The sequence below is a fragment of the Streptomyces sp. NBC_01335 genome, from assembly GCF_035953295.1.
In the GTDB taxonomy this organism is placed as follows: Bacteria; Actinomycetota; Actinomycetes; order Streptomycetales; family Streptomycetaceae; genus Streptomyces.
The window spans coordinates 4295391-4315647 of the sequence record NZ_CP108370.1; the positions used below are offsets into that span (position 1 = coordinate 4295391).

At 68.4% G+C, this 20257-nt stretch carries 15 protein-coding genes and 1 tRNA gene; 7 read left to right on the forward strand and 9 right to left on the reverse strand.

All coding sequences use genetic code 11. The annotated features are described in order from the left end of the window. Positions 1–411: 411 nt before the first annotated feature. The 3 genes from OG599_RS18485 to OG599_RS18495 all read right to left on the reverse strand — a co-directional run bounded on the left by OG599_RS18485 (position 412) and on the right by OG599_RS18495 (position 3415). The gene (locus OG599_RS18485) at positions 412–1704 is read right to left on the reverse strand and encodes a hypothetical protein (protein ID WP_327177077.1); all 1293 of its coding nucleotides are present in this window, start codon (positions 1702–1704) and stop codon (positions 412–414) included. A gap of 98 nt (positions 1705–1802) precedes the next feature. Continuing rightward, positions 1803–2501: an ATP-binding protein gene (locus OG599_RS18490; protein ID WP_265690317.1), complete on the reverse strand. Its 699-nt coding sequence runs from the start codon at positions 2499–2501 to the stop codon at positions 1803–1805. Continuing rightward, a complete protein-coding gene (locus OG599_RS18495) occupies positions 2498–3415 on the reverse strand; it encodes a hypothetical protein (protein ID WP_311311681.1) in 918 nt (305 codons plus the stop codon). Before OG599_RS18495 ends, OG599_RS18490 begins: the two co-directional genes overlap by 4 nt. Before the next feature lie 613 nt (positions 3416–4028). On the opposite strand from OG599_RS18495, the gene OG599_RS18500 reads away from it, so the two are divergent. The 4 genes from OG599_RS18500 (at position 4029) to metG (ending at position 8523) form a co-directional block, all read left to right on the forward strand. After that, positions 4029–4280 carry a helix-turn-helix domain-containing protein gene (locus OG599_RS18500; protein ID WP_073733580.1) on the forward strand — a complete coding sequence of 84 codons (252 nt, stop codon included), beginning with the start codon at positions 4029–4031 and terminating at the stop codon, positions 4278–4280. A gap of 203 nt (positions 4281–4483) precedes the next feature. Next, entirely contained in the window at positions 4484–4834 is a 351-nt protein-coding gene (locus tag OG599_RS18505) for a helix-turn-helix domain-containing protein (protein ID WP_327177078.1), read from the forward strand. 30 nt (positions 4835–4864) lie between these two features. Next, positions 4865–6370, forward strand: coding sequence for a LacI family DNA-binding transcriptional regulator (locus OG599_RS18510; RefSeq protein WP_327177079.1), 1506 nt, complete (start codon positions 4865–4867; stop codon positions 6368–6370). Between the two features lie 431 nt (positions 6371–6801). Beyond that, positions 6802–8523: a methionine--tRNA ligase gene (metG, locus tag OG599_RS18515; protein ID WP_327177080.1), complete on the forward strand. Its 1722-nt coding sequence runs from the start codon at positions 6802–6804 to the stop codon at positions 8521–8523. Between the two features lie 153 nt (positions 8524–8676). Here metG and OG599_RS35485 read toward each other — a convergent pair whose 3' ends face one another. Beyond that, positions 8677–9222: a transposase family protein gene (locus OG599_RS35485; RefSeq protein ID WP_442809689.1), complete on the reverse strand. Its 546-nt coding sequence runs from the start codon at positions 9220–9222 to the stop codon at positions 8677–8679. 160 nt (positions 9223–9382) lie between these two features. Between OG599_RS35485 and fxsT the strand changes: the two genes are divergently transcribed. Further along, positions 9383–12607, forward strand: a complete 3225-nt coding sequence (fxsT, locus tag OG599_RS18525; RefSeq protein ID WP_327177082.1) for an FxSxx-COOH system tetratricopeptide repeat protein — start codon at positions 9383–9385, stop codon at positions 12605–12607. A gap of 64 nt (positions 12608–12671) precedes the next feature. On the opposite strand, the gene OG599_RS18530 is transcribed toward fxsT, so the two are convergent. From OG599_RS18530 to OG599_RS18545, 4 genes are all read right to left on the reverse strand, one after another. Further along, positions 12672–14072, reverse strand: a complete 1401-nt coding sequence (locus OG599_RS18530) for a DNA-binding protein (RefSeq protein WP_327177083.1) — start codon at positions 14070–14072, stop codon at positions 12672–12674. Between the two features lie 225 nt (positions 14073–14297). Beyond that, positions 14298–14371: transfer RNA gene (locus OG599_RS18535), tRNA-Pro, on the reverse strand. Positions 14372–14436: 65 nt separating this feature from the next. Continuing rightward, positions 14437–15186: a Pr6Pr family membrane protein gene (locus tag OG599_RS18540; protein WP_327177084.1), complete on the reverse strand. Its 750-nt coding sequence runs from the start codon at positions 15184–15186 to the stop codon at positions 14437–14439. A 95-nt stretch (positions 15187–15281) separates the two neighbouring features. Then, positions 15282–16220, reverse strand: a complete 939-nt coding sequence (locus OG599_RS18545) for a metallophosphoesterase (RefSeq protein ID WP_327177085.1) — start codon at positions 16218–16220, stop codon at positions 15282–15284. A gap of 93 nt (positions 16221–16313) precedes the next feature. Here OG599_RS18545 and OG599_RS18550 point away from each other — a divergent pair, with 93 nt between their 5' ends. Further along, a complete protein-coding gene (locus tag OG599_RS18550; RefSeq protein WP_327177086.1) occupies positions 16314–16778 on the forward strand; it encodes a GatB/YqeY domain-containing protein in 465 nt (154 codons plus the stop codon). A 95-nt stretch (positions 16779–16873) separates the two neighbouring features. Here the strand turns inward: OG599_RS18550 and OG599_RS18555 are convergent, their stop codons facing one another. Then, entirely contained in the window at positions 16874–19114 is a 2241-nt protein-coding gene (locus OG599_RS18555; protein ID WP_327177087.1) for a transglycosylase domain-containing protein, read from the reverse strand. A 618-nt stretch (positions 19115–19732) separates the two neighbouring features. Between OG599_RS18555 and OG599_RS18560 the strand changes: the two genes are divergently transcribed. After that, complete coding sequence (locus tag OG599_RS18560) at positions 19733–20083, forward strand: WhiB family transcriptional regulator (RefSeq protein ID WP_327177088.1); 351 nt, start codon at positions 19733–19735, stop codon at positions 20081–20083. Positions 20084–20257 lie beyond the last annotated feature (174 nt).

The window sequence follows — 20257 nt, forward strand, 5'->3', positions numbered from 1 at the left end:
ACTTGGCTGCGAACCGCCCTCGGTCGCAGCCCTCCCGTCCGGCGCCCCCTGGCGCTGGTCGGGCCCCGCCACCCCTGGCGCGGGATCGGGTTCGGACGCTCCCCCTGCGGGGGAGTGTCCGAACCTCCAACTTGCTCCGCTTTGGGCTGGCGTGGCTTGGGGCGCGTTCTGGTGCTCTGGGCTGTGGGTGCACGAATCCTGCATGGAGAGCAGCTCCTGGCTGAGGGGAGAGGGCAGCGGACCAGGTCGACGTACGGGCAGCGTCCCCAACGCCCGCTGGTTCGAGCGGTGAGTCGCGAGGGAGGGCCGTGCGTGCCTGGTCAAGCGGTGCCAATGGGGCGGGGCCGTGGGACCAGACGGGGTGCTGGTCCACGGCCCCCGTTCGGCGTTCAGGGCTGACCGGATATCCGGTCAGCCCGTGGGGACGGCGGTCTCGCAACCCTGCTCTGCCGCCAGGAGGGCCTTGAGTTCGGTGAGCCGGTCCTCGGAGATGGGGAGGTCGGCCTCGCGGATGGCGTTCCGTAGCACGGCGCGGGTGGCTGTTCCGTGCATGGCGATGGCCGAGCGGCCGATCGCGAGGAGTTCGTCCATCTCGGCACCGGGAGGACGTCCGTAGCGTTGCGCCGCAGGGACGCCGTCCTCGTGGGACGGCTCGGTGGTCTCGCGGGTGGGGACCGAGTCGTGCAGGGGAAGTTGGTTCTGCACGGATCGAGGAGGCAGGGACTCAAGACGAAGGTTGGAGTCGGCGTGCTCCCCGGCTTCCTCGCTCGTCGAGTCGAAACCTGCACCCGATCGGCTGGGCGGCGGAGTCGTCTCGACTTGGCGCATGGCGCCTTCGTTCGGAGGGAAGGCGTTCCAAGGCGATGGCAGTTCGATCGTGGCCAGAGCTGTCGCGTGACGGCGGACGGCAAGCTGGTGCAGCAGTACTTCGCGCTGGCGCTGGTCGATTCCCACAGACGCTTGGGCGACGGCGCGGGAAAGCCGTCGCGCGGTTCGCCGGCCTCGCCAGCCGGCGCGCTGCTTCGGGGTTCGCTCCGCAAGGTGCGCGGCCAGGGCGACGGCCCTGCGGGTGGCACGGTCGCGGCTGATCTGCGCGGCGTCACGATCGTGTTCGGCGATCCCAAGGTGGGAGAGGAAGCGTTCGCGTATTTCGCGCCCGACCCGGGCGAGGAGGCTGTGGGAGGCAGCCTCGGGCGTGCGGATGCGTAGTTCGATGCCCATGGTCTGATGCCAGAGCAGTGCGGCCATGACCGGTCCCACGAAGGCCCGCACCGTGCCGCCGACCTCACCTGACTCGGCGTACGCGGGGATCACCTGTACAGCGGTGATCACCCAGGTCAGGACGCCGGGCAGGCCGGGTGCTTGCTTGGGGCCGTGCAGGTTCTGCCGCGCCAGCAGGGCCGTGGCGAAGAGGGCGAGTTCCGCGGCGGCGAACATCGCGGTGCGCTCGGTGGTGCCCCTCATGTCGAGGTAGTCGGCGGCGAACCGCCAGCTGGTGTCGGCGCTGTAGGCAGTGCATCCGACCGCGGCCAGTGCGGCGACCCTGACCGCGGGCGTTCCGGGCTGTCGCTTGGCGTGGTTTCGGGGAGCGCGTCGGTAGATCAGCCAGCTGACCAGCAGCACTGTGCAGGTGGCAAGGAGGGCGGCGAGCGCGATAGGTATCGCGTTCCAGTGCCCGAGTGCGGGCATGGCAAGTTCCGTCATGCAGGGGTCTCCAAAGGGCCCGATGCGCCGTGTGGGCAGGCGTGGGCGCGGACGGGCGGTGTGGTGAAGGTGAGCTGGTGCGGGGCGGCGCCGTGCGGTCAGGCGGAGAGCTGGCGTCTGCGGTCGGCGCCGGTGAGGACGACGGTGGTGGTCATCTCGGCGAGACGGGAGGCGACGCGGTCGCCGACGGCGTCGCGGAGCGCGGCGGTCGGCAGATTGGTCGTGAGGAGGGTGGGGAGCAGGTCGGTGTAGCGGCGGTTGATCAGCCGGTACGTGATCTCCTCGGTCCACTCCGACTGCTTGGCTGCGCCGAGGTCGTCCAGGATCAGCAGCGGGCAGGTGCTGAGGGTGGCGAGGTCGCGCTCGGCGTCGTGGCCGGGGCGTGGGCGCAAGCGGGCGTACAGGTCGGCTGTGGTGGCTGCCTCCCACCGCAGCCGTACCCCGGCGGTCAGCAGCGAGCGCACCGCGCCGTACGCCTGGTGCGTCTTGCCGGTGCCGGTGGGCCCGGCGATCAGCAGGGACGGTCCGAGTGCGATACCCCGGGTGCCGCTCGGGCCGGGCCGTGCGGCGAGCGCCACCTCGTCGACCCAGGCGGCAACCTGCTGGTGGCCGGCGAGCGCGTGGCGGTAACGGGGCGGGATGCGGGCCGCGGCCAGTTCCAGGGCGGTCACCCGTTCCGAAGGAGCCTCGGCAGGTGACGTAGTTGGATCGATGCCCCGTTCGGCGAGGATCGTGCCGAGGCGGGCGGCGAGGGTGTTCATGCGCTCCGGCTCCCGGCTGGTGGTGGCTGTGGTCACAGCTGACCCCCGTAGGCCGCCTCGACGTCAGCGGGCGCCGGGTTGGTCCATGCCCGGTGCGGGGCGGCAGCTGCCCGTGGAGCGTTCATGGCCTCGTCGACCAGGCTCGGCAGCAGCCCAGCGGACAGCCCCTTGGTACGCATGCGGTCCATCCCGGCCCTGATGTGGTCGGGGGACAACCCCTCGCCGAGCAGTTTGCTGACCACCTTGCCGAGGCGGCCGAGGACGTCGCTGGGCGGGCGGTGTTGGCATGCGGCGACGTGCTCGGCGACCAGGTCCTTGGCCGAGACCGAACCCGAGACGGCAGGGGGCGTGGGGGCGCTTGCGCTCCCCACCGGAGGTGATCCTAGATCCAGGATCCTAGGTCCTAGATCCGGACCCTGAGTCCTCACCGCAGTCTCCCAGCGTTGTGGTGAGGGCTCACTGAAATTGCTCTGACCTGCGGTTTTCCGGTTCACGGAGGGCTCGCTGTATCCGCGTGACGCATCAGGGCGTCCACCGTGAGGGCTCACGGCCTGTTCATGGAGGGCTCCGTGAACAGGCGAGGCCGCCTCGTCCGACCGGCTGCCCTGGTGGCGCGGGCAGGCCGGGCAGCGGCTGCCGCTGGGCCGGTTGATCTTCTGGTGACGGGCCCAGGTGACGATGTGCAGGTACCGCTTGCCGTCGTCGCCTTCGTACCGGCAGATCAGACCCGCACTGTCGAGCTGCGTGAGGTCGTCCTCGACCTCCAGCGGGCCGTGCTCGGGGCGCAGGGACCAGAGGGCACCGGCGATGACGGCGGCCTGGTCGCGGAAGCGACCGTGGTCGTCCGCCTGCGTAAGCAGGCCGAAGAAGGTCCGCTCGGCATGGACGCTCACCGCGGCGAGCGACTCGGAGATGAAGGCTTCCGGCTTGATGGTGCGTATCCGCGCCATGTCTATCGCCCCGCCTTCGTGGGCCGAGCGGGCGAGTTCGGCGACGGGGATGCGACTACGGCCACGAAGGCAGTAGCTTGTTGGGGCATGCACAGTTCCTCACCCGGTGGCGTTATGACCGCCACCGTCTTGATCGTTCAGGTACGGGCGATATCGGTAGGGACTTCTTGGCCCCCGGCGTTGGCCCGCCGGGGGCTTTTTCATGTGCTCGGAACCGCAGGGGTTTCCGGGCGCATGGCCAAGACAGCCACATCTTCCCCGCACAAGTCCAGCATTCCGCCGGGAAAGCAAACAGCTCTCGGCGAACGTGTCGTGCGCGGCTTCCTTAAAACGGTAGACCCGAATCGCCGGTTGACCAAGAAGTTGCATAAATCGGGCAGTTGGCAAGCGAATCCGTGGGCGGCGCTGGTGAGCGCGCGATGCAAGATGCCCACGTCGAGGCCACGTAGGTGCTACCAGCATGAGGGCAGCAGGTGATTTGGTCATCCGCCAATTCCGGTCTATGTTGCGCCGTTCGCAAGGAGCCTGGGGACCAGATCTGACAAAAAAGATGCGAAACATAGCAGCACATCGCCGGTTACCCAAACCGGCAATGCAGAGCTACAACTGACCCATGCCTGAGAGCCCTTTGGGAATTGGTCCGGCCGGCGTGCTGACCGCCCGCGCCATTACCCGTGCCCGCACAGCGCGCGGATTCGCCCAGCGCCAGCTGGCCGAACGTGTCACCGCGCTCGGCCGGCCCATGACCATCACGATGCTGTCCCGCATCGAATGCAGACAGCGCCGCTGCGATGTCGACGACCTCGTCGCCATCGCAGCCGCTCTCGGCCTCTCCCCGCTCGCCCTGCTCGCCGAGACGAGTTAGCCGAACGAGCCCCAACAGCGCTCCCCGGGTGGGCCAACACCCGGCAGCCGCTACGCACATCACCTCGCCCGTACCTGAAACACCAAGACCGGCGTACCCGTCTCCGCACGGCTGCGCCAGAGAAGGAACCTCCTTGCGCCGAGAGGCCATTCCCCCTGCTCCGTTGCCGTTCCGCCTCTGTACCGCGAAGGAGTCGATCTTGCATGGCTGAGCAGCCAGGGACCGGCGTAGCGCCGCCCCGCCTCTACCGTCCCGAGGACATCGCTGCTGTTCTGGGCTGCTCTGCCTGGTGGGTCAAGGACAGGGCCCGTCGGCGGCTGATCCCCTTCACTCGGGTCGGCCGCGCGTACCGCTTCACCGCAGAACACCTCGCAGAGATCATCCGCCTCCACGAGGAACGGCCCGCACGGGCGCACCAGCCCGTCACAGCTCGGACCGTCGCCAAGGCCGACGCCCAGCAGGCGGACGCGCCCCAGCGTGCCGCGCCCACAACCCGTCTGCGGGCGCGGCCTCCGGCCCGCGCCAGGCAGAGCCAGTTCAGCACCGTCGCCTGACACGACCGCGTACCAAGGGAGAGGAGGAGCGTGGGTTTCGCGGAGAAGCGCGCGAACTACTGGCGTGGTCGGTATAGGACCGCACCTGGGAAGCACCTCACGGTCGTCGACGAGCAGGGCAAGGCGATCAAGTTCGCCACCAAGGGCGAGGCTCAGCGCGCCGCGAGCGAGGCCGAGAACAAGTACCGGCGCGGCGACTGGCGTGACCCGGCACTCGGCCAGGAGACGTTCGGCGAGTACGCGAGCCGCTGGTACGAGGCCCAGGACCTGGCCGCATCGACCATGCAGAACTACAAGCGCCACATCGAGGAGCACCTGCTTCCCGACTTCGGGGACCATGCGCTCGCCGGCATCCTGCGCTCGGACGTCGACCGGTGGGAGAAGAAGGAAAGGGCTCTGTACGCGGCCTCCAGCGTCAAGACCTGGCGCTCGACGTTCCACCTGATCTACGAGGACGCGATCGACGAAGGACTGATCACGTCGAACCCGGCGACCAGGCGGCGTGGGCGGGGCAAGCGCGCGGGCCGCTCCCGTGACCGAGGCCCGGAGAAGGTCGTCACCGATCCGCTCGGCATCCTGTTGATCGCCGAACGAGCAGCACTGCTGTCCGGCCGAGATGACGAGTTCGTCGCCGTCGTCCTCAAGGGATACACCGGCATGCGCTGGGGCGAAATAGTCGGCCTGGAGACCGAGTTCGCCCGACCTGGGTCCGTCCGTGTCGAATGGCAGCTGTATGAACTCGACTCGGGCGAAATGGTGCGCTGCCCGCCCAAGGACGACAGCTATCGCACCCTCGACTCGATGGACTGGCTGTCCGCCCTGGTCGCCAATCACATCGCCCGCACGAAGCCGACTCCCTGCCCCTGCCACGGTAGGACCTACGTCTTCAGCGGGCAGGGCACGGCTCGTACGGGCGGCCACCACGGTGCGAAACTCGTCGACGTCGCACGCCGTGCCGAAGTCTCCACGGGGACGGTGTCCAACGTCCTTAACCACCCCGATCGCGTCGCTGAGGCGACGCGAATGCGGGTGGAGGAGGCCATCACGGACCTCGGGTTCGTACGAGGCGGCGCGGTGGTGGAGCCTGCGGCCCACTGGCGCAGGAACGGTTTCGCGACGTGGCTGTTCACCCCGGCGGTATCGGGCTGGTACCCGAAGAAGGCCCCGCAGGAGGCACGACCCGTGCCGCTACTCGGCGAGCCGTGGCCAGGAGTCCCCGCGCGAGGGCGGGGCGCCGGCCAACGAGCTGACGCCTGCTGGCTCCCGATCGCCAAGGGCCTCACGCCTCACGGACTGCGCCACGCCCATAGGACGGTGATGGAGGACCTCGGCACCGAGAAGGTCCTCATGGACCAGCGCATGGGACACATCGACGGCTCCGTCTCGGCGCGCTATGCCCATGTCACCCCTGGCATGCGCAAGCGCCTCATGCTCGGCCTGACCGAGCAGTGGGAGACAGCACTCGCTGCCCGCCTGGCGATGTGTCCCACGTCGCCCGTGCACGTGCTCGACGCCCTCCTGCGTGCACGGAGGTAGCACAGGCCGAGGCGAAGCCTGGGCGGTGAGAGGCACCTGGACTTCGCTGTTCGCAGGGTGACGCCGGTCCGGAGTGCGTGGCCCTGCTGGGAGAGGGGTCTTGGATCGTATGAATCACCCTTCGGTCTCGTGTGAGACAAGGAGTGCGCAACCACGGACATACGGGCCCCTAATACGAGGCCCGCCTCGACCGTCCGAGACTCGCTTGGCCGCCTGTCTCGGACGGCCGAGCGCGTCTTCGCACAGGCTCGTCCGATGGATAAAACGGCTCGCCGGGGTGGCACCCGGGTGCCATACGATTGCGACGGCTTGCAGCGCCAACCTCACTACGCGTGACCGGGGCGACCTGAGCGGTCGCGCCCGCTGCACTCTCCCGACCTGGGCCCGCCGTGGCACTGTCACCGGCGCCGTACGAAATGGAGCATCCAAGGATGGCTCGACACCTGGTAACCAGCGCGCTTCCCTACATCAACGGGATCAAGCACCTGGGCAACATGGTCGGGTCGATGCTTCCGGCGGATGTGTACTCCCGGTACCTCCGCCAGCGTGGCCACGACGTCCTGTACATCTGCGCGACCGACGAGCACGGGACACCGGCCGAGCTGGCGGCCAAGGCGGCCGGAGTGTCGGTGGCGGAGTTCTGCGGGCAGGCCCACGACGCGCAGAAGGCCGTGTACGACGGCTTCCAGCTCGCCTTCGACTACTTCGGACGCAGTTCTTCGCAGCAGAACGTCGAGATCACGCAGCACTTCGCGCGCCAGCTGCACAAGAACGGCTTCATCGAGGAACGTGTGATCCGCCAGGTGTACTCGCCGGTCGACGGCCGTTTCCTGCCGGACCGGTATGTCGAGGGCACCTGCCCGCACTGCGGCTACGACAAGGCCCGCGGCGACCAGTGCGAGAACTGCACTCGCGTCCTCGACCCGACCGACCTGCTGAACCCCCGTTCGGCGATCAGTGGCTCCACGGAGCTGGAGGTCCGCGAGACCAAGCACCTGTTCCTGCTCCAGTCCAAGCTTCAGCGCGAGGTCGAGGCGTGGGTCGCGCTCCACGAGGCGCAGTGGCCGCAGCTGTCCTCCTCCATCGCCCGCAAGTGGCTGACCGAGGGCCTGCACGACCGCGCCATCACCCGTGACTTGGACTGGGGCGTCCCGGTTCCGACCGACACCTGGCCGGAGCTCGCGGCCGAGGGCAAGGTCTTCTACGTCTGGTTCGACGCCCCGATCGAGTACATCGGCGCGACGAAGGAGTGGTCGGACGCTGGCCCAGATGGCGAGACCCGCGACTGGAAGTCGTGGTGGTACGAGGCCGACGACACCGTGCGCTACACCCAGTTCATGGCCAAGGACAACGTCCCGTTCCACACGGTGATGTTCCCGGCCACCGAACTCGGCGTCCGCGAGCCGTGGAAGAAGGTCGACGTCGTCAAGGGATTCAACTGGCTCACGTACTACGGCGGCAAGTTCTCCACCTCCCAGAAGCGAGGCATCTTCACCGACGCCGCGCTGGAGATGCTGCCGGCGGACTACTGGCGCTACTTCCTGATCGCCAACGCCCCCGAGTCCGACGACTCCTCCTTCACCTGGGAGCACTTCGCCGCCACGGTCAACAAGGACCTCGCCGACACCCTCGGCAACTTCGTCAACCGCGTGCTGTCCTTCTCCCGCAAGCGCTTCGGGGACGACGTCCCTGCGGGCAACGCGGCAGGCGAGGCGGAAGCGCGGCTGGGCGAGGAGATCGCGCGGCTTCTGGCCGAGTACGAGGAGCACATGGAGGCCCTCCAGTACCGCAAGGCAGGGGCGGCGCTGCGGGCCCTGTGGTCGGCAGGTAACTCCTACCTGGAGGAGAAGGCCCCCTGGCTGGAGATCAAGACCGACCCGGAGGGTGCGGCCCTGACCCTGCGTACAGCGATGAATCTCATCCACCTCTACGCGATCGTCTCCGAGCCGTTCATCCCCGCCTCGGCCGCCGCCATGCGCGGTGCCTTCGCCCTGGAGAGCGACACCGCGACCTGGGTGACCGCCGAGCAGGCCACGTCCCTGGACGCTGTCCCGGCCGGCACCCCGTTCACCGTGCCGCCGGTGCTCTTCGCGAAGATCACGGCGGAGGACCTGGAGTCCTACCGCGAGCGCTTCGGCGGAGCCGACGTCTGAGGCGGCTGGGCTAACGACTCGGGGAGCAGTCTGGTTCGGGGTGTGTCTACCTGGCCGTTCGACCGGTGGTTGATCAGTTGGCGATTGGGCGGGTGAGCACCAGTTCGGTCCTGTGCTTGCGAGGGGTTGGCCGTCAGGCGGAGCGGTCGGAGACTAGTGAGGCGATCGCCAGGTGGGGTGGCGCGTAGGCTTCACGGCGCCCGGTGCACGCTGGAGTGCCACAGCGTTACTCGGCGTCGGTGTGTTCCACACAGATCCGCTGGGAGGGCTGGCGGCGACGCTGTTCGCGCCAGGCAGGGTTGTCTCGGCGCATGCGTTGTCGGAGGGATTGTTCGGCGGGGCGCTGACCTGGTCGGGTAACTCGCTGGCCAGCCTGCGGTAGCCCGCGTCCACCTCGGCTTTCGCGTCGGGATGCTGGTGGAACTGCTCGGCGATGCCGTCGGTGCGCACCGCAGCTTGATCGTGTATGCGACCCTGGCGCACGATGCCGATGGAGAGGGCGCGGCCCCGGCGTTCACTGAAGAGGGTGGTCTTGATGGCGTTCTGCTCCTTCTTGCCCGAAACGAATGCCTGGTGACCCGGCTGTCCCTCCCCAGGATGGGGACTTGGACTTCGGTCCCGTTGGTGCTCACGGTGATGCCTTCGGCGTCGGCATAGTGCGAACAGGTCCTCCAGAAGAGCGGATCCGCGCTGGGAGATTCACGGGAGTCCGTTCAACGGGAACGAGGGGAGCAGGAATAGGTTCGGCAGCAACTCTTATGGATATTGCGGATGTTGTCGGTGCGAGCTGCGCCACTGTCAGGGGGGTGCGGCAGACTGTCGGTGATCCGTGCGGGACCCCGAGGCGAGGAGCCGACTGGTGAACACTCCCAGGCAGTTCGGTCTGTTGATCCGGTTCGCCCTGGACACTCTTGGGGAGCGCAACGCGCACCACGAGTTCGAGCAGCTCTGCCTGGACGTGGCTCGGCGGGTGCTCGTGAGCAATCTAGCGCCAGCGACAGGTCCCGTGGGTAGCGGGGGCGATCAGGGCCGGGATGCCGAGAGTTTCTGGACGGACCTTGCCGGGGCTCCGTCGCCGGTCTCGGCTTTCGCCCGGCTGGCCTCCGGGGAGAAGGTCGTCTTGGCCTGCACGATGCAGAAGGACAACGTCCCGGCCAAGATCAGAAGGGATATGGCGTCGATCTGCGGCCAGGGTAGCCCCGTACAGCGCGTGCTGTACTTCACGGTGGCCCCGGTGACGGTCGGCACGCGACACAAGCTGGAGGACGAGGCACGCGATGCCCACCGGGTTGAGCTGGACATCTTCGATGCGGCCCTACTGACACAGTTCCTGACCGACCCCGATCTCTACTTCCTGGCCGAGCGATATCTGGGTCTTCCGCCGCTGCCAGGCATGAGTGAAGCCTCCGTCAGTGACCTGTCGGTGGCGGTGCCCGAGGACTCGGTCGAGCACCGGATCCGCGGGCGAGGTGCGCTGCTGACCGCGTTGGAGGAGCGGGTAGCTCACGTCGGAGGCCGGTTGGTCTTGTGCGGGGTAGGCGGCAGCGGTAAGAGCACGGTCGCGCTGGCGCTTTCTCGACGGGTCGCCGCCGAGCGGAGGGTGTGGTGGGTTGACGCCACGACCCCAGCCGCCTTCGTGGAGGCGCTGCGTGAGGTCGCCGTGCAAGCAGGGGTGGAGCGTGTCGTGGCGCGCGACGTGTGGCGCAACCACGAGGCCGCCCGGGATGTGCTGTGGGACGTTCTGAACAACGCGAACGCCGGGCGCTGGCTGTTGGTTGTCGACAACGCCGACGACCCAGCTGTGGTGCGGGACTGGATCAGGCAGCCGGTCGCTGGGAACACGGTGGTAGTGACGAGCCGCGACCAAGACCCCGGCTCCTGGTGGACGTCGGCGGCGGTCCACCCCGTCGTCCCGATCTCCGAGGCCCAGGGCGCCGCGATGCTGCGTGAACTGGCTCCTGGTGCCGGTTCCGAGGGCGAGGCAGTACGCCTGGCACGGCGGTTGGGCGGCCTGCCCCTCGCCCTGCTGCTCGTGGGGAAGTACCTGGCGATGACCAGCAGTGACCTGACGCTTCCTGAGTCGGAGGCCCCTCAGACGTTCGCCGCATGCTGGGAAGCACTGGACGCGGAGTTCGCCGAGGCGGTCGCAGCGCTGCCGCACGATCCACACGGCCCGCTGGCCCATACGTGGGAGATGTCACTGGATCTGCTGGAAAAGCGGGGCACAGCTGCCGCACGGCCGCTGTTCCGGCTGATCTCGTTCTTCGCACCTGAGCCGCTGCCAGCCGCCCTGCTCCGCAGGAGCGTGCTCGCCGCCACAAACGATTTCACGGGATTGTCGTCGTCTGCGCTCGATGCGGCCGTACGTGGCCTGCTGGGGTGTGGCCTGCTGCACCGTCGACGCTTCGAGGGGCATGGTTCGACGCTAGAGACTCTGGTCGTCCACCCGCTCGTTCGAGAGATCACCCGCACCCAGCCGGCCGCCATTGAAGCGGCACCGGTGTACTCGACTCTGTCGGTCGCCCTTCTCGCGATGGTGGCGAAGGGGCTCGATCCGGCCGCCCCGGCGAACTGGCCCCTCTGGCGATTGTTGCTGCCGCACTGTGTCCACGTCGCGGCAGACATGAAGCACGCTGCTGCGCTGGAGTACCAGATGCGCGGCGAACTCGCGGCGCGGGCGGCTGTGTACGCGCAACAGTCAGGCCAGTGGGCAGTGGCGGAGGTGCAGTTCAGCCACGCCCTGACCGCCTACGCACGAACCGCTCCCGACGACAACCCTAGGACCGTCCTGGCGACAAGGCACAACTTCGCCTTGCTAAAGCGTGATCAAGGCCGTCTCGACGAAGCAGAGGCAGACTTCAGTGACGTCCTGCGCACAGCTACCCGGGTCCTCGGTCCAGATCACGAAACTAGCTTGACCGCGCGCCACGAACTGATCCGCATCATCCTTCAGCGGGGAGACGTCGCGGGTGCGCACACGGAATTCTCAAGACTCGTTCCGCATCTGACCGTCGTCCTTGGTCCCGAGCATCTGACCACCCTCGCTGCACGCCACGAACTCGCCAGAGCGCTGCGCGGCCAAGGCAACCTTGCCGAGGCCCGCAGCGCGTTCGAGCAGCTGATCCGCGACATGGCGAATGCGTTGGGCAACACATCTCCCGCGATGCTCGCCGCCCGCCATGAACTGGCAGACCTGCTTCTCGAACTTGGCGAGAGCGAGCAGGCCCTCAACGAGTTCGTGGCAACACTCCACCTAGAAAGACAGACGCTGGGCCACGATCACCCGAGCACCCTGGTCACCCGGCACAACCTCAGCTACGCGCTTCTGGATCTGGGTCTGTTCGACGAGGCGGAGGTTGAGCTGCGTGACATTCACGCGACGTGGACCCGTATCGCCCCCCGAGGGCACACGTCCTCCTACCGGGCCCAGGGCACTCTCGCCGGGCTGCTCACCGCGACAGGAAGGCCCGCCGAGGCTGAGGAACACTTCCGGGCGGCGGCCGAGGCATTGGCGGCCGCGTTTGGTCCTGCGCATTCGGAGGCGGTCGAGGCTTGCCTGGGTTACGCCGGAACCCTTCGGCTACTCGACAGACAGACCGAGGCTCAGGCTGCGCTGAGGTCCCTGTTGACCGCTGTCCTTGCCTCCCACGGCACCTGCCATCCCAGCCTGCTCGTGGTACGCCGGCACCTTGCGGACGTGTACTTCGAGCTACACCAGGACACCGCCGCGGAGCATCAGCTGCGGTTGCTGGCTGAGGCGCAGAGCGACGTCCTGGGCCCCGGGCACCCTGACACCTTGAGAACCCTCGGCCAGGCGGCAGCGGTCGCTCTCCGTCAGGGTCGGGTTGGCCTCGCCTCCCGCGAACTGGGCGCCGTGGTCGAGCCATTGGCCTCGCACCTCGGCAGCGACGACGAGGACACCTTGAGCGTGCGGCTGAACCTGGCCTACGCGCATCTGCTCCTCGGTGAACTTGCAGCGGCAGAACAGCAGCTGACCCAGGTCGTGGTGGTGTACGAGAACGGTTGTCGCGCCCCGGACGAGCTGCTGGCCTCTGCACAGGACCTGCAACGTCAACTGGACTGAAATCGAAATGAATTGGCAGTAGTTGCCCTTGGCCGGGAGCTGTCCGGTCCAGGAGCAGACCTTCTCAGCTGTCGAGCAGTTGCCGCAGAGCGTCCCGACGCAGGCGCGTTTCCGGATCAGCGGCGTCCCCGTTGAACCGGACTCCTTCGGCGATCAGGACGTCTGCAGGTGTGTCCGTGCGCGTCTGATCGGGCCACTGGAAGCCTTTGCTGACGCGCCCTGCCACATTGAGGACGCGCCAGGGGTTGGGGCATTGGCCGCAGGTCGCCAGATGGGTACCGACCGGGACGGCATGGCTGCCGACCACTGCAGCTACGTCTCCGTAGGTGGTCCACCGCCCGGCGGGCACGGTGCCCAGCAGGGTGTGCAGCCCCGTCCAGTCTTTGCGGGTGCCGTTGAGCTGCCTGGCCAGACCTGTCAGGTCGATCCCCGCCAGTGTGGCCCATTCTTCGGGGTCGACATCAGCGGGCACGTGGTCGGTGTCGACGTCCCACCATGTTGTTCCCTGTATGCCGTCGGCGGTGCGACTCGTCACGCTCGTAAAGATGTGGTTGGCGAGCCCAGTCGGTGAATAGGACGCGCCATCGGCGTCCCAGATCAGCGGCTTGGCGGTGCTGTTGGTCCAGGTGACCGTTGCTCGGCTGATGTCCTTTTCCACCCACGAGTGGATGGCGTTGCGGATGGATTCCGGGGCACCGTGGCGCGGAGTCAGCCGCAGCCGTGTTCCGTCCGGCAGCAAGCCCGCTCCGACGAGGACGTGTACGGCGTTGCGCGAGCGTGAGCGTTCCTGCAGCTTCTTGGCCGCCGCCTCGCCTTCGACCCGAGCCGGTGCGAGCGTGAACTCCTCGACCTCCGGGGTCGGATAGACCTTGGTGAATCCGGCGACGAGGTGACCCTCCACCTTCCACAGGCCCACCTGGATGAGGTCGATGTCGAGGCTCATCTCCGACAGCCAGACCACGGAGTGGGTGACCTGCTTGGGGAAGTCGGCGGCGATGATCACTTGGCGGGGGCGTTGGAGCAGCTCCGGGCTCCACTCCCTGTCCACATGGTCGAGCAGACGCTGCTTGCACGCGTCGATGTCGAGGTCCTGCCCCCTTCGCGACAGGAAGTCGCGGTGCGCCTGGGCCAGGGTGCCGAGGTCGAACCGGGACACCAGAGCGGCGTAGGTGATCGCCTGGAGGTGTACGTCGCGGTCGGCCGTGCCGCGCTTTAGCTCGACCACGACGAGGCGGCCGGTCGCGTCCAGCCCCAGAACGTCCAACCGGTCGCGCGCCGGCACTCCGTCCGTATCGGCCCACCGGTCGTACTCCGCGGTGACCACGAGCACCGACTCCCCGAGCACCTGTGGGTGGGCGATCACCCACTCCTGAAGGTGCTGCCGCTCAAGAAGACTTTCCGCGGCCAGCCCAGTGCGCGATATCGGCGTGGCCGTCTGGCCGGCGACGGTGAAGAGATGATCCACGGTGCCCCCCTCGTACGCCCGGCGACGGTGCACCGGGTGGCCAGAGCCTACGTGGGCAGGTTTGCCTCTCGACGGCTGTTTGCCGGACTGCCGGCATGCGCCCTCGCCGATTTTGGGAGCCGGATTCCGAGATCGGCTCCCAAACGGCTCCCAAGACGCCCCCGGAAACCACTCAGGGGCCTGATCCACTTAGTGGATCAGGCCCCTGACCTGGTCTTACGGCTGTCGGGGTGGCGGGATTTGAACCCACGACCTCTTCGTCCCGAACGAAGCGCGCTGCCAAGCTGCGCTACACCCCGATGTCCACCGGTCTCCCGGCGACATCGATAACTCTAGCCCACCCTCGCCCGGAGGCGAAATCCGGTTACCGGCGGGGCCCGGTCCGGTGCCGGACCCGGAGCCGGGGGCGGGGGCGCACGTGGTCCAGGGCGATGAGCAGGGTGGCCAGGACGACGAGGAGCAGGGAGAGGGCGAAGGCGTGGGCGAGGACCTCCGGAAATCCGTAGGTGTCCACGTCGAGAAAGGGGTACGGGTAGCGGGGGCCGGCGTCGGGGGAGAGCAGGGCGCCCCGGGCCAGGACGAAGCCCAGGTAGGTCAGGGCGGAGAACAGCCACAGCGGCAGGAAGCGCAGGCGCAGCGTCCGGGCCGGGGTCAGCAGGAGCCAGTCCAGGGTCACGGCCACGGGCAGGACCGTGTGCAGCAGCTGTTCCGAGACGGCGCGCGTGCCCGTGGCCGGGGCGTCGGGGGCGCCGGCGGCGGAGTAGCCGAAGCTGTTGTCGGTCATGATCAGGTGGTACACCAGGCCGATGATCACCGCGACGAGGAGCACGCCGCCCGTCAGGTGCGGGGCCGCAGATCCCCGGCCGGTCCAGGAGCGGAACGCCGACCAGCCGAAGACCCCGGCGGTCAGGAGGTTCGCCTGGAAGGTGAACCGGCTCAGCAGCTCCAGCGGTGCACCGGTCGTCGCCAGCTCGATCGTGAGGCCGCAGATCGCCGCCGCGCACACCAGCGCCCGGAGCACGGCGGCGGTACGACGCGGTGTGCGGGCGCCCCGCAGGAACGCGTCCTCGGCCCGGGGCCTGGGCAGCGTCGCGGTTTTCGGGGCGGCGGTCATGGTCCTCACCGTAAAGGCGAGGTTCCCGGCCCGCGATTCATCCGTGCCGGATGGGCCCGGGCCCACCCGGCACCGTCGGAACCGGGCCTCGTGCCTCAGGCCCGCGCGGTCAGTGTGAGCAGGGTCGCCTCCGGGGGGCAGGCGAAGCGGACCGGGGTGTAGCGGTTCGTACCGCAGCCGGCCGAGACGTGGAGGTAGGCCCGGTTGCCGTCGGCCGTGTGGCTGGAGAGGCCCTTCACCCGGTCCGTGTCCAGGTCGCAGTTGGTGACCAGCGCGCCGTAGAAGGGGATGCAGAGCTGTCCGCCGTGCGTGTGACCGGCCAGGATCAGCGGGTAGCCGTCCTTCGTGAACGCGTCGAGCGAGCGGATGTACGGGGCGTGGACCACACCGATGGAGAGGTCGGCGCCGGTCTCGGGGCCGCCGGAGACCTCGGCGTACCGGTCGCGCTTGATGTGGGGGTCGTCCAGGCCGGTGAACGCGATGTCCAGGCCGTCGAGCTTCAGCCGGCCCCGGGTGTTGGAGAGGCCGATCCACCCCGCGTCGTCGAAGGCGTCGCGCATCGGCTCCCACGGGTTGTGGACCACGTTCGTAGCCGGGGCGTTCCCGTTGAGCCCGTGCTTGCCCGCCGCCTTCTCCTTGAGATAGCGCACCGGGTTGCGGAGCTTGGGGCCGTAGTAGTCGTTCGAGCCGAAGACGTACACCCCGGGGAGTTCCATGAGGGGCCCCAGCGCGTCGAGCAGCTCGGGCACCGCCTCGGGGTCCGAGAGGTTGTCGCCGGTGTTGACCACGAAGTCCGGGCGGAGCCCTGCCAGGGACTGGAGCCAGGCGCGCTTCTTGCGCTGGCCGCTGACCATGTGGACGTCCGAGATCTGGAGTACGCGCAACGGGCGTGCCCCGGGCGGGAGTACCGGGACGGTCACCCGGCGGAGGCGGAACGAGCGGGCCTCGAACCCTGCGGCGTAGGCGAGGCCGGCGACGCCGACCGCCGCACCGGCCGCAGCGACTTTCAGGGGAACTCCGTAGCGTGCGCGCATGCGCCCATCGTCGCAGACCCGGCCCGGGCGGGGTCCGGCGGCGGCGGGAAAACAAAAGGGCGCCCCGGACCGCGTAGCTGACACAATCAGGTCATGACCACGCTCAAGTCCAAGCTCAAGGAAGACCTCACCACCGCCATGAAGGCGCGCGACGAGCTGACCTCGTCCACCCTTCGGCTGACCCTCACCGCGATCACCAAGGAGGAGGTGAGCGGGAAGACCGCTCGCGAACTCTCCGACGACGAGGTGCAGAAGGTCATCGCCAAGGAGGCGAAGAAGCGCCGCGAGGCGGCGGAGGCGTTCGCCCAGGGCGGCCGGACGGAGCAGGCCGAGCGGGAGAAGGCCGAGGGCGAGCTGCTCGACGCGTACCTGCCCAAGCAGCTTTCCGACGAGGAGCTCGACGCGATCGTCGTCTCCGCCGTGGCGGAGGCGAAGGCCGCCGGCGCCGAGGGCCCGCGTGCCATGGGCGCCGTGATGAAGATCGTCAGCCCGAAGGTCGCGGGTCTCGCCGAGGGCGGCCGGGTCGCCGCCGCGGTGAAGAAGTCCCTCGCGGGCTGAGGCCCTGAGGGCTGGGCCCCGAACGCATGAAAAAAGGTGGGGCGCCCCGGTCAACGGGGGCGCCCCACCTTCACGTCCGACGTTCGGCCCGTCCGTCAGGGGCCGTTGCCGCCGCCGTCCTGACCGCCGTGCCGGCCGCCGCCCTGGTTGCCGCCGGGGAAGTCCGGCAGGGTGGGTGTCGGGTTGGCGCCGGCGTCGCCGGTGTCGTCACCCTCGTCACCCTCGCCGTCGCGCCCCTTGTTCTTGTCCTTGTCGCCCTTCTCCTCGCCCCTGGGGACGGAGACGGTGTTGAAGGACGGGGTCTCGCCGGCGTCGAGGGCGCCGGTCATCGCGATCTTCCAGATCGGACCGGGCAGGCAGCCGCCACAGACCTTGTCGTAGTACTGTCCGCCGATCGTGATGTCGTACATCGGCAGCTTCTTGCCGATGTCGGCACCGACCCAGACGGCCGTGGAGAGGTTCGGCGTGTAGCCGACGAACCAGGCGTCCTTGCGGTCGTTCGTCGTACCGGTCTTGCCGGCGTTGTCGCGGTCGGTCAGACCGGCGGCCGTACCGGTGCCGTCCTCGACCACGCCCTTCAGCATCTGGTTGATCGTGTCCGCGGTCTTCTCGCTCATCGCCCGGGAGCAGCTCGACTTCGGCACGGCGAGCTTCTTGCCGTTGGCGTCGGTGATCGACTGGATGGCGATCGGGGTGCAGTACGTGCCGCGGTTGGCGAACGTCGCGTACGTGGAGGCCATGCCGAGCGGGGTGCTCTCGGCGCCGCCGAGGGTGATGGAGGGGTCCTCGCCGAGGGTCTTGCCGTCCCCGCGGGAGTAGCCGACCTTCTTCGCCATCTGGACCGTGTCGCAGAGGCCGACCTTCTGCTCCAGCTTCGCGAAGTAGGTGTTGATGGACTTCCCGAGGGCGCTGGTCATGTCCCAGGTGCCCTTCTCCTCGTCCGTCTCGTTCGACGGCTTCCAGGTGTCGCTTCCCGCCGGAGCACCCGAACAGGTGGTGAAGGAGCTCATCGGCAGCGTGATCTCGTGGTCCGTGGTGAAGGACTGGGCCGGGCTGATGCCCTTCTCCAGCGCTGCCGCCGCGGTGATCGGCTTGAAGGTCGAGCCGACCTGGAAGCCGTAGGTGGAGCCGCCCATCGCGGAGCCGACGGCGAGGTTGAGGACCGTCTGGTTCTTCTTCTGGTCCAGGCCGTAGGGGCGGGACTGGGCCATCGAGAGGATCCTGCCGGTACCGGGCTCGACCTGGACCACCGAGGCGGCGACCTTGTCGTCCTTGTTGACCTTGGCGATGGATGCCTCGTTGGCGGCCTCCTGGGCCCGCGGCGAGAGCGTGGTCTTCACCGTCAGACCGCCGAGGTTCCAGAGCTTCGACCGCTCCTCGCTCGTCTTGCCGAAGGCGGGGTCGTTGAGGATGACCTTGCGTACGTAGTCGCAGAAGAAGCCCGCACCGCTGACGGCGGTGATGCAGCCGTTCTGCGGGGTCTTGACCTTCAGCTTGATCGGGGTGGCCATGGCCTTGTCGGCCTCGGCCTGCGAGATGCTGCCGGTCGCGGCCATGCGCGCGAGGACGGTGTTGCGGCGCTTGGTCGCCTCCTCCTCGTCGTTGACGGGGTCGTACCGGCTCGGCGACTGGACGATGCCGGCGAGCAGCGCGGCCTCGTCCAGCGTCAGGTCCTTCGCGTGCTTGGAGAAGTACCGCTGGGAGGCGGCCTCCACGCCGTAGGCCTGCTGGCCGAAGAACGTGATGTTGAGGTAGTTCTCGAGGATCTTCTTCTTGCCGAGCTCCTCTTCGACCTGGATCGCGTACTTCAGCTCACGGACCTTGCGGCCCAGGGTCTGCTGGGTGGCCTCGGCGACCTTCTCCGGGTCGTCGCCCGCCTCCTCGACGAACACGTTCTTCACGTACTGCTGGGTGAGGGTCGACGCGCCTTCCGCCGTCCCGCCCGACTGCACGTTGCGGTTCATCGCGCGCAGGATGCCCTTGAGGTCGACCGCCCCGTGCTCGTAGAAGCGTGAGTCCTCGATCGCGACGATCGCGTTCTGCATGTACGGGGAGATGGCCTTGAGCGGTACGACGGTGCGGTCGCGCGAGTACACCGTCGCGATGGCGCCCCCGTCGGCGTCCAGGATCGTGGTGCGCTGGCTGAGCGGTGGTGTCTTGAGGTTGGCGGGGATCTCGTCGAATCCCTCGACCGTCCCCTTGGCGGCGAGCCCCAGTGCGCCCGCGGCCGGCATTGCGATGCCCGCCAGCACGGCTCCGGAGAGCGCGGCGACACCGAGGAACTTGGCGGCCTGCTGGGTCGTGGTGAGACCCCCGCCCGAGCGCTTTTTTGGCATGGGGGCAGCCTAATCCGTATCCCTGTACGTTCCGATGGAGCAGGCTCCGCTCGGGATGTTCAGGTACCAACCCGTTACGAGAAGCGGGTTTGAGAGCTGAATCGCGCACGTCACAGGCGTGCCGACCGGTCGGCGGGAGCCTGTGGGCGCAAGGGGGCGCAGAGATCACCGCGCAGGCGTGCGCCGGCGCGAGGGCACGGCGCAGTGGCTACGTTGTCATTCGCCGGACACGCGCGCATCCCTTGGCCTAAGCTGCACTCAACTGTCACAGCAGTCCGGCTCCGTATCAACCCCCGCGTACCCGCCGCATGCATCCCCCAGCTCGGCGTCCGTGCAGGAGTACCGCACACACGGCGTTCCCGAAAACGTCTGGTGTGTCGTGGAGTGTCCCTTGCAACTCGGGTGTACCGTCCCGGTTTTGCACGGTTCGTCTCGCATGTCCGCGCATCACTCCCCTGGGTGATCTGCCGCATACGCATAGTCCGTTCGGGCCATTCAAGATTGGGCCCGAAGGGGGTGTTGTGCTCGGGGCCGCTTCCGTAACGTCCTCAACTGGCAGCGGTGAATATGCCTCTGCCGCCGTGGGGGAGCCTCAATTCGGGAGAGGACGGCGCCGGCATGGGCTGGGTAACCGACTGGAGTGCGCAGGCAGCCTGCCGCACTACCGATCCGGACGAGCTGTTCGTACAAGGGGCAGCGCAGAACAGGGCCAAGGCGGTGTGCACCGGATGTCCGGTGCGTACGGAGTGCCTGGCCGACGCGCTCGACAACCACGTCGAGTTCGGCGTGTGGGGCGGGATGACGGAACGGGAGCGCCGCGCACTGCTGCGCCGCCGCCCCACCGTCACGTCCTGGCGGCGACTGCTGGAGACCGCGCGCAGCGAATACGAGCGGTCCACGGGCATGCTGCCCGGAGTCATCGACATGGACGACGACGACTTCCAGGAGACGTACGCCGCAGTGGGGTGACCCGCTGCGGGACGTTCGCCGCGCAGGGGTAACTCCACGCGTCGGCGGTCAGGTTGGGCCGACGGGCCGGCAGGGGGGCCAGTCGTCGATGTCCCCGTACGGAGTCGCGCGAACGCGCCGTACGGGGAATGCCTCGGGCGAACCGGGGCCGTCCCAGGGTCGGGCGTGCCCGCT

Bases quoted from the DNA above. Each gene is read 5' to 3' on its own strand.
- OG599_RS18500 (WP_073733580.1), top strand. From the start codon at position 4,029: ATGCCTGAGAGCCCTTTGGGAATTGGTCCGGCCGGCGTGCTGACCGCC.
- OG599_RS18560 (WP_327177088.1), top strand. From the start codon at position 19,733: ATGGGCTGGGTAACCGACTGGAGTGCGCAGGCAGCCTGCCGCACTACC.
- OG599_RS18555 (WP_327177087.1), bottom strand. From the start codon at position 19,114: ATGCCAAAAAAGCGCTCGGGCGGGGGTCTCACCACGACCCAGCAGGCC.
- OG599_RS18545 (WP_327177085.1), bottom strand. From the start codon at position 16,220: ATGCGCGCACGCTACGGAGTTCCCCTGAAAGTCGCTGCGGCCGGTGCG.
- OG599_RS18540 (WP_327177084.1), bottom strand. From the start codon at position 15,186: ATGACCGCCGCCCCGAAAACCGCGACGCTGCCCAGGCCCCGGGCCGAG.
- OG599_RS18485 (WP_327177077.1), bottom strand. From the start codon at position 1,704: ATGACGGAACTTGCCATGCCCGCACTCGGGCACTGGAACGCGATACCT.
- OG599_RS18505 (WP_327177078.1), top strand. From the start codon at position 4,484: ATGGCTGAGCAGCCAGGGACCGGCGTAGCGCCGCCCCGCCTCTACCGT.
- metG (WP_327177080.1), top strand. From the start codon at position 6,802: ATGGCTCGACACCTGGTAACCAGCGCGCTTCCCTACATCAACGGGATC.
- OG599_RS18550 (WP_327177086.1), top strand. From the start codon at position 16,314: ATGACCACGCTCAAGTCCAAGCTCAAGGAAGACCTCACCACCGCCATG.
- OG599_RS18495 (WP_311311681.1), bottom strand. From the start codon at position 3,415: ATGGCGCGGATACGCACCATCAAGCCGGAAGCCTTCATCTCCGAGTCG.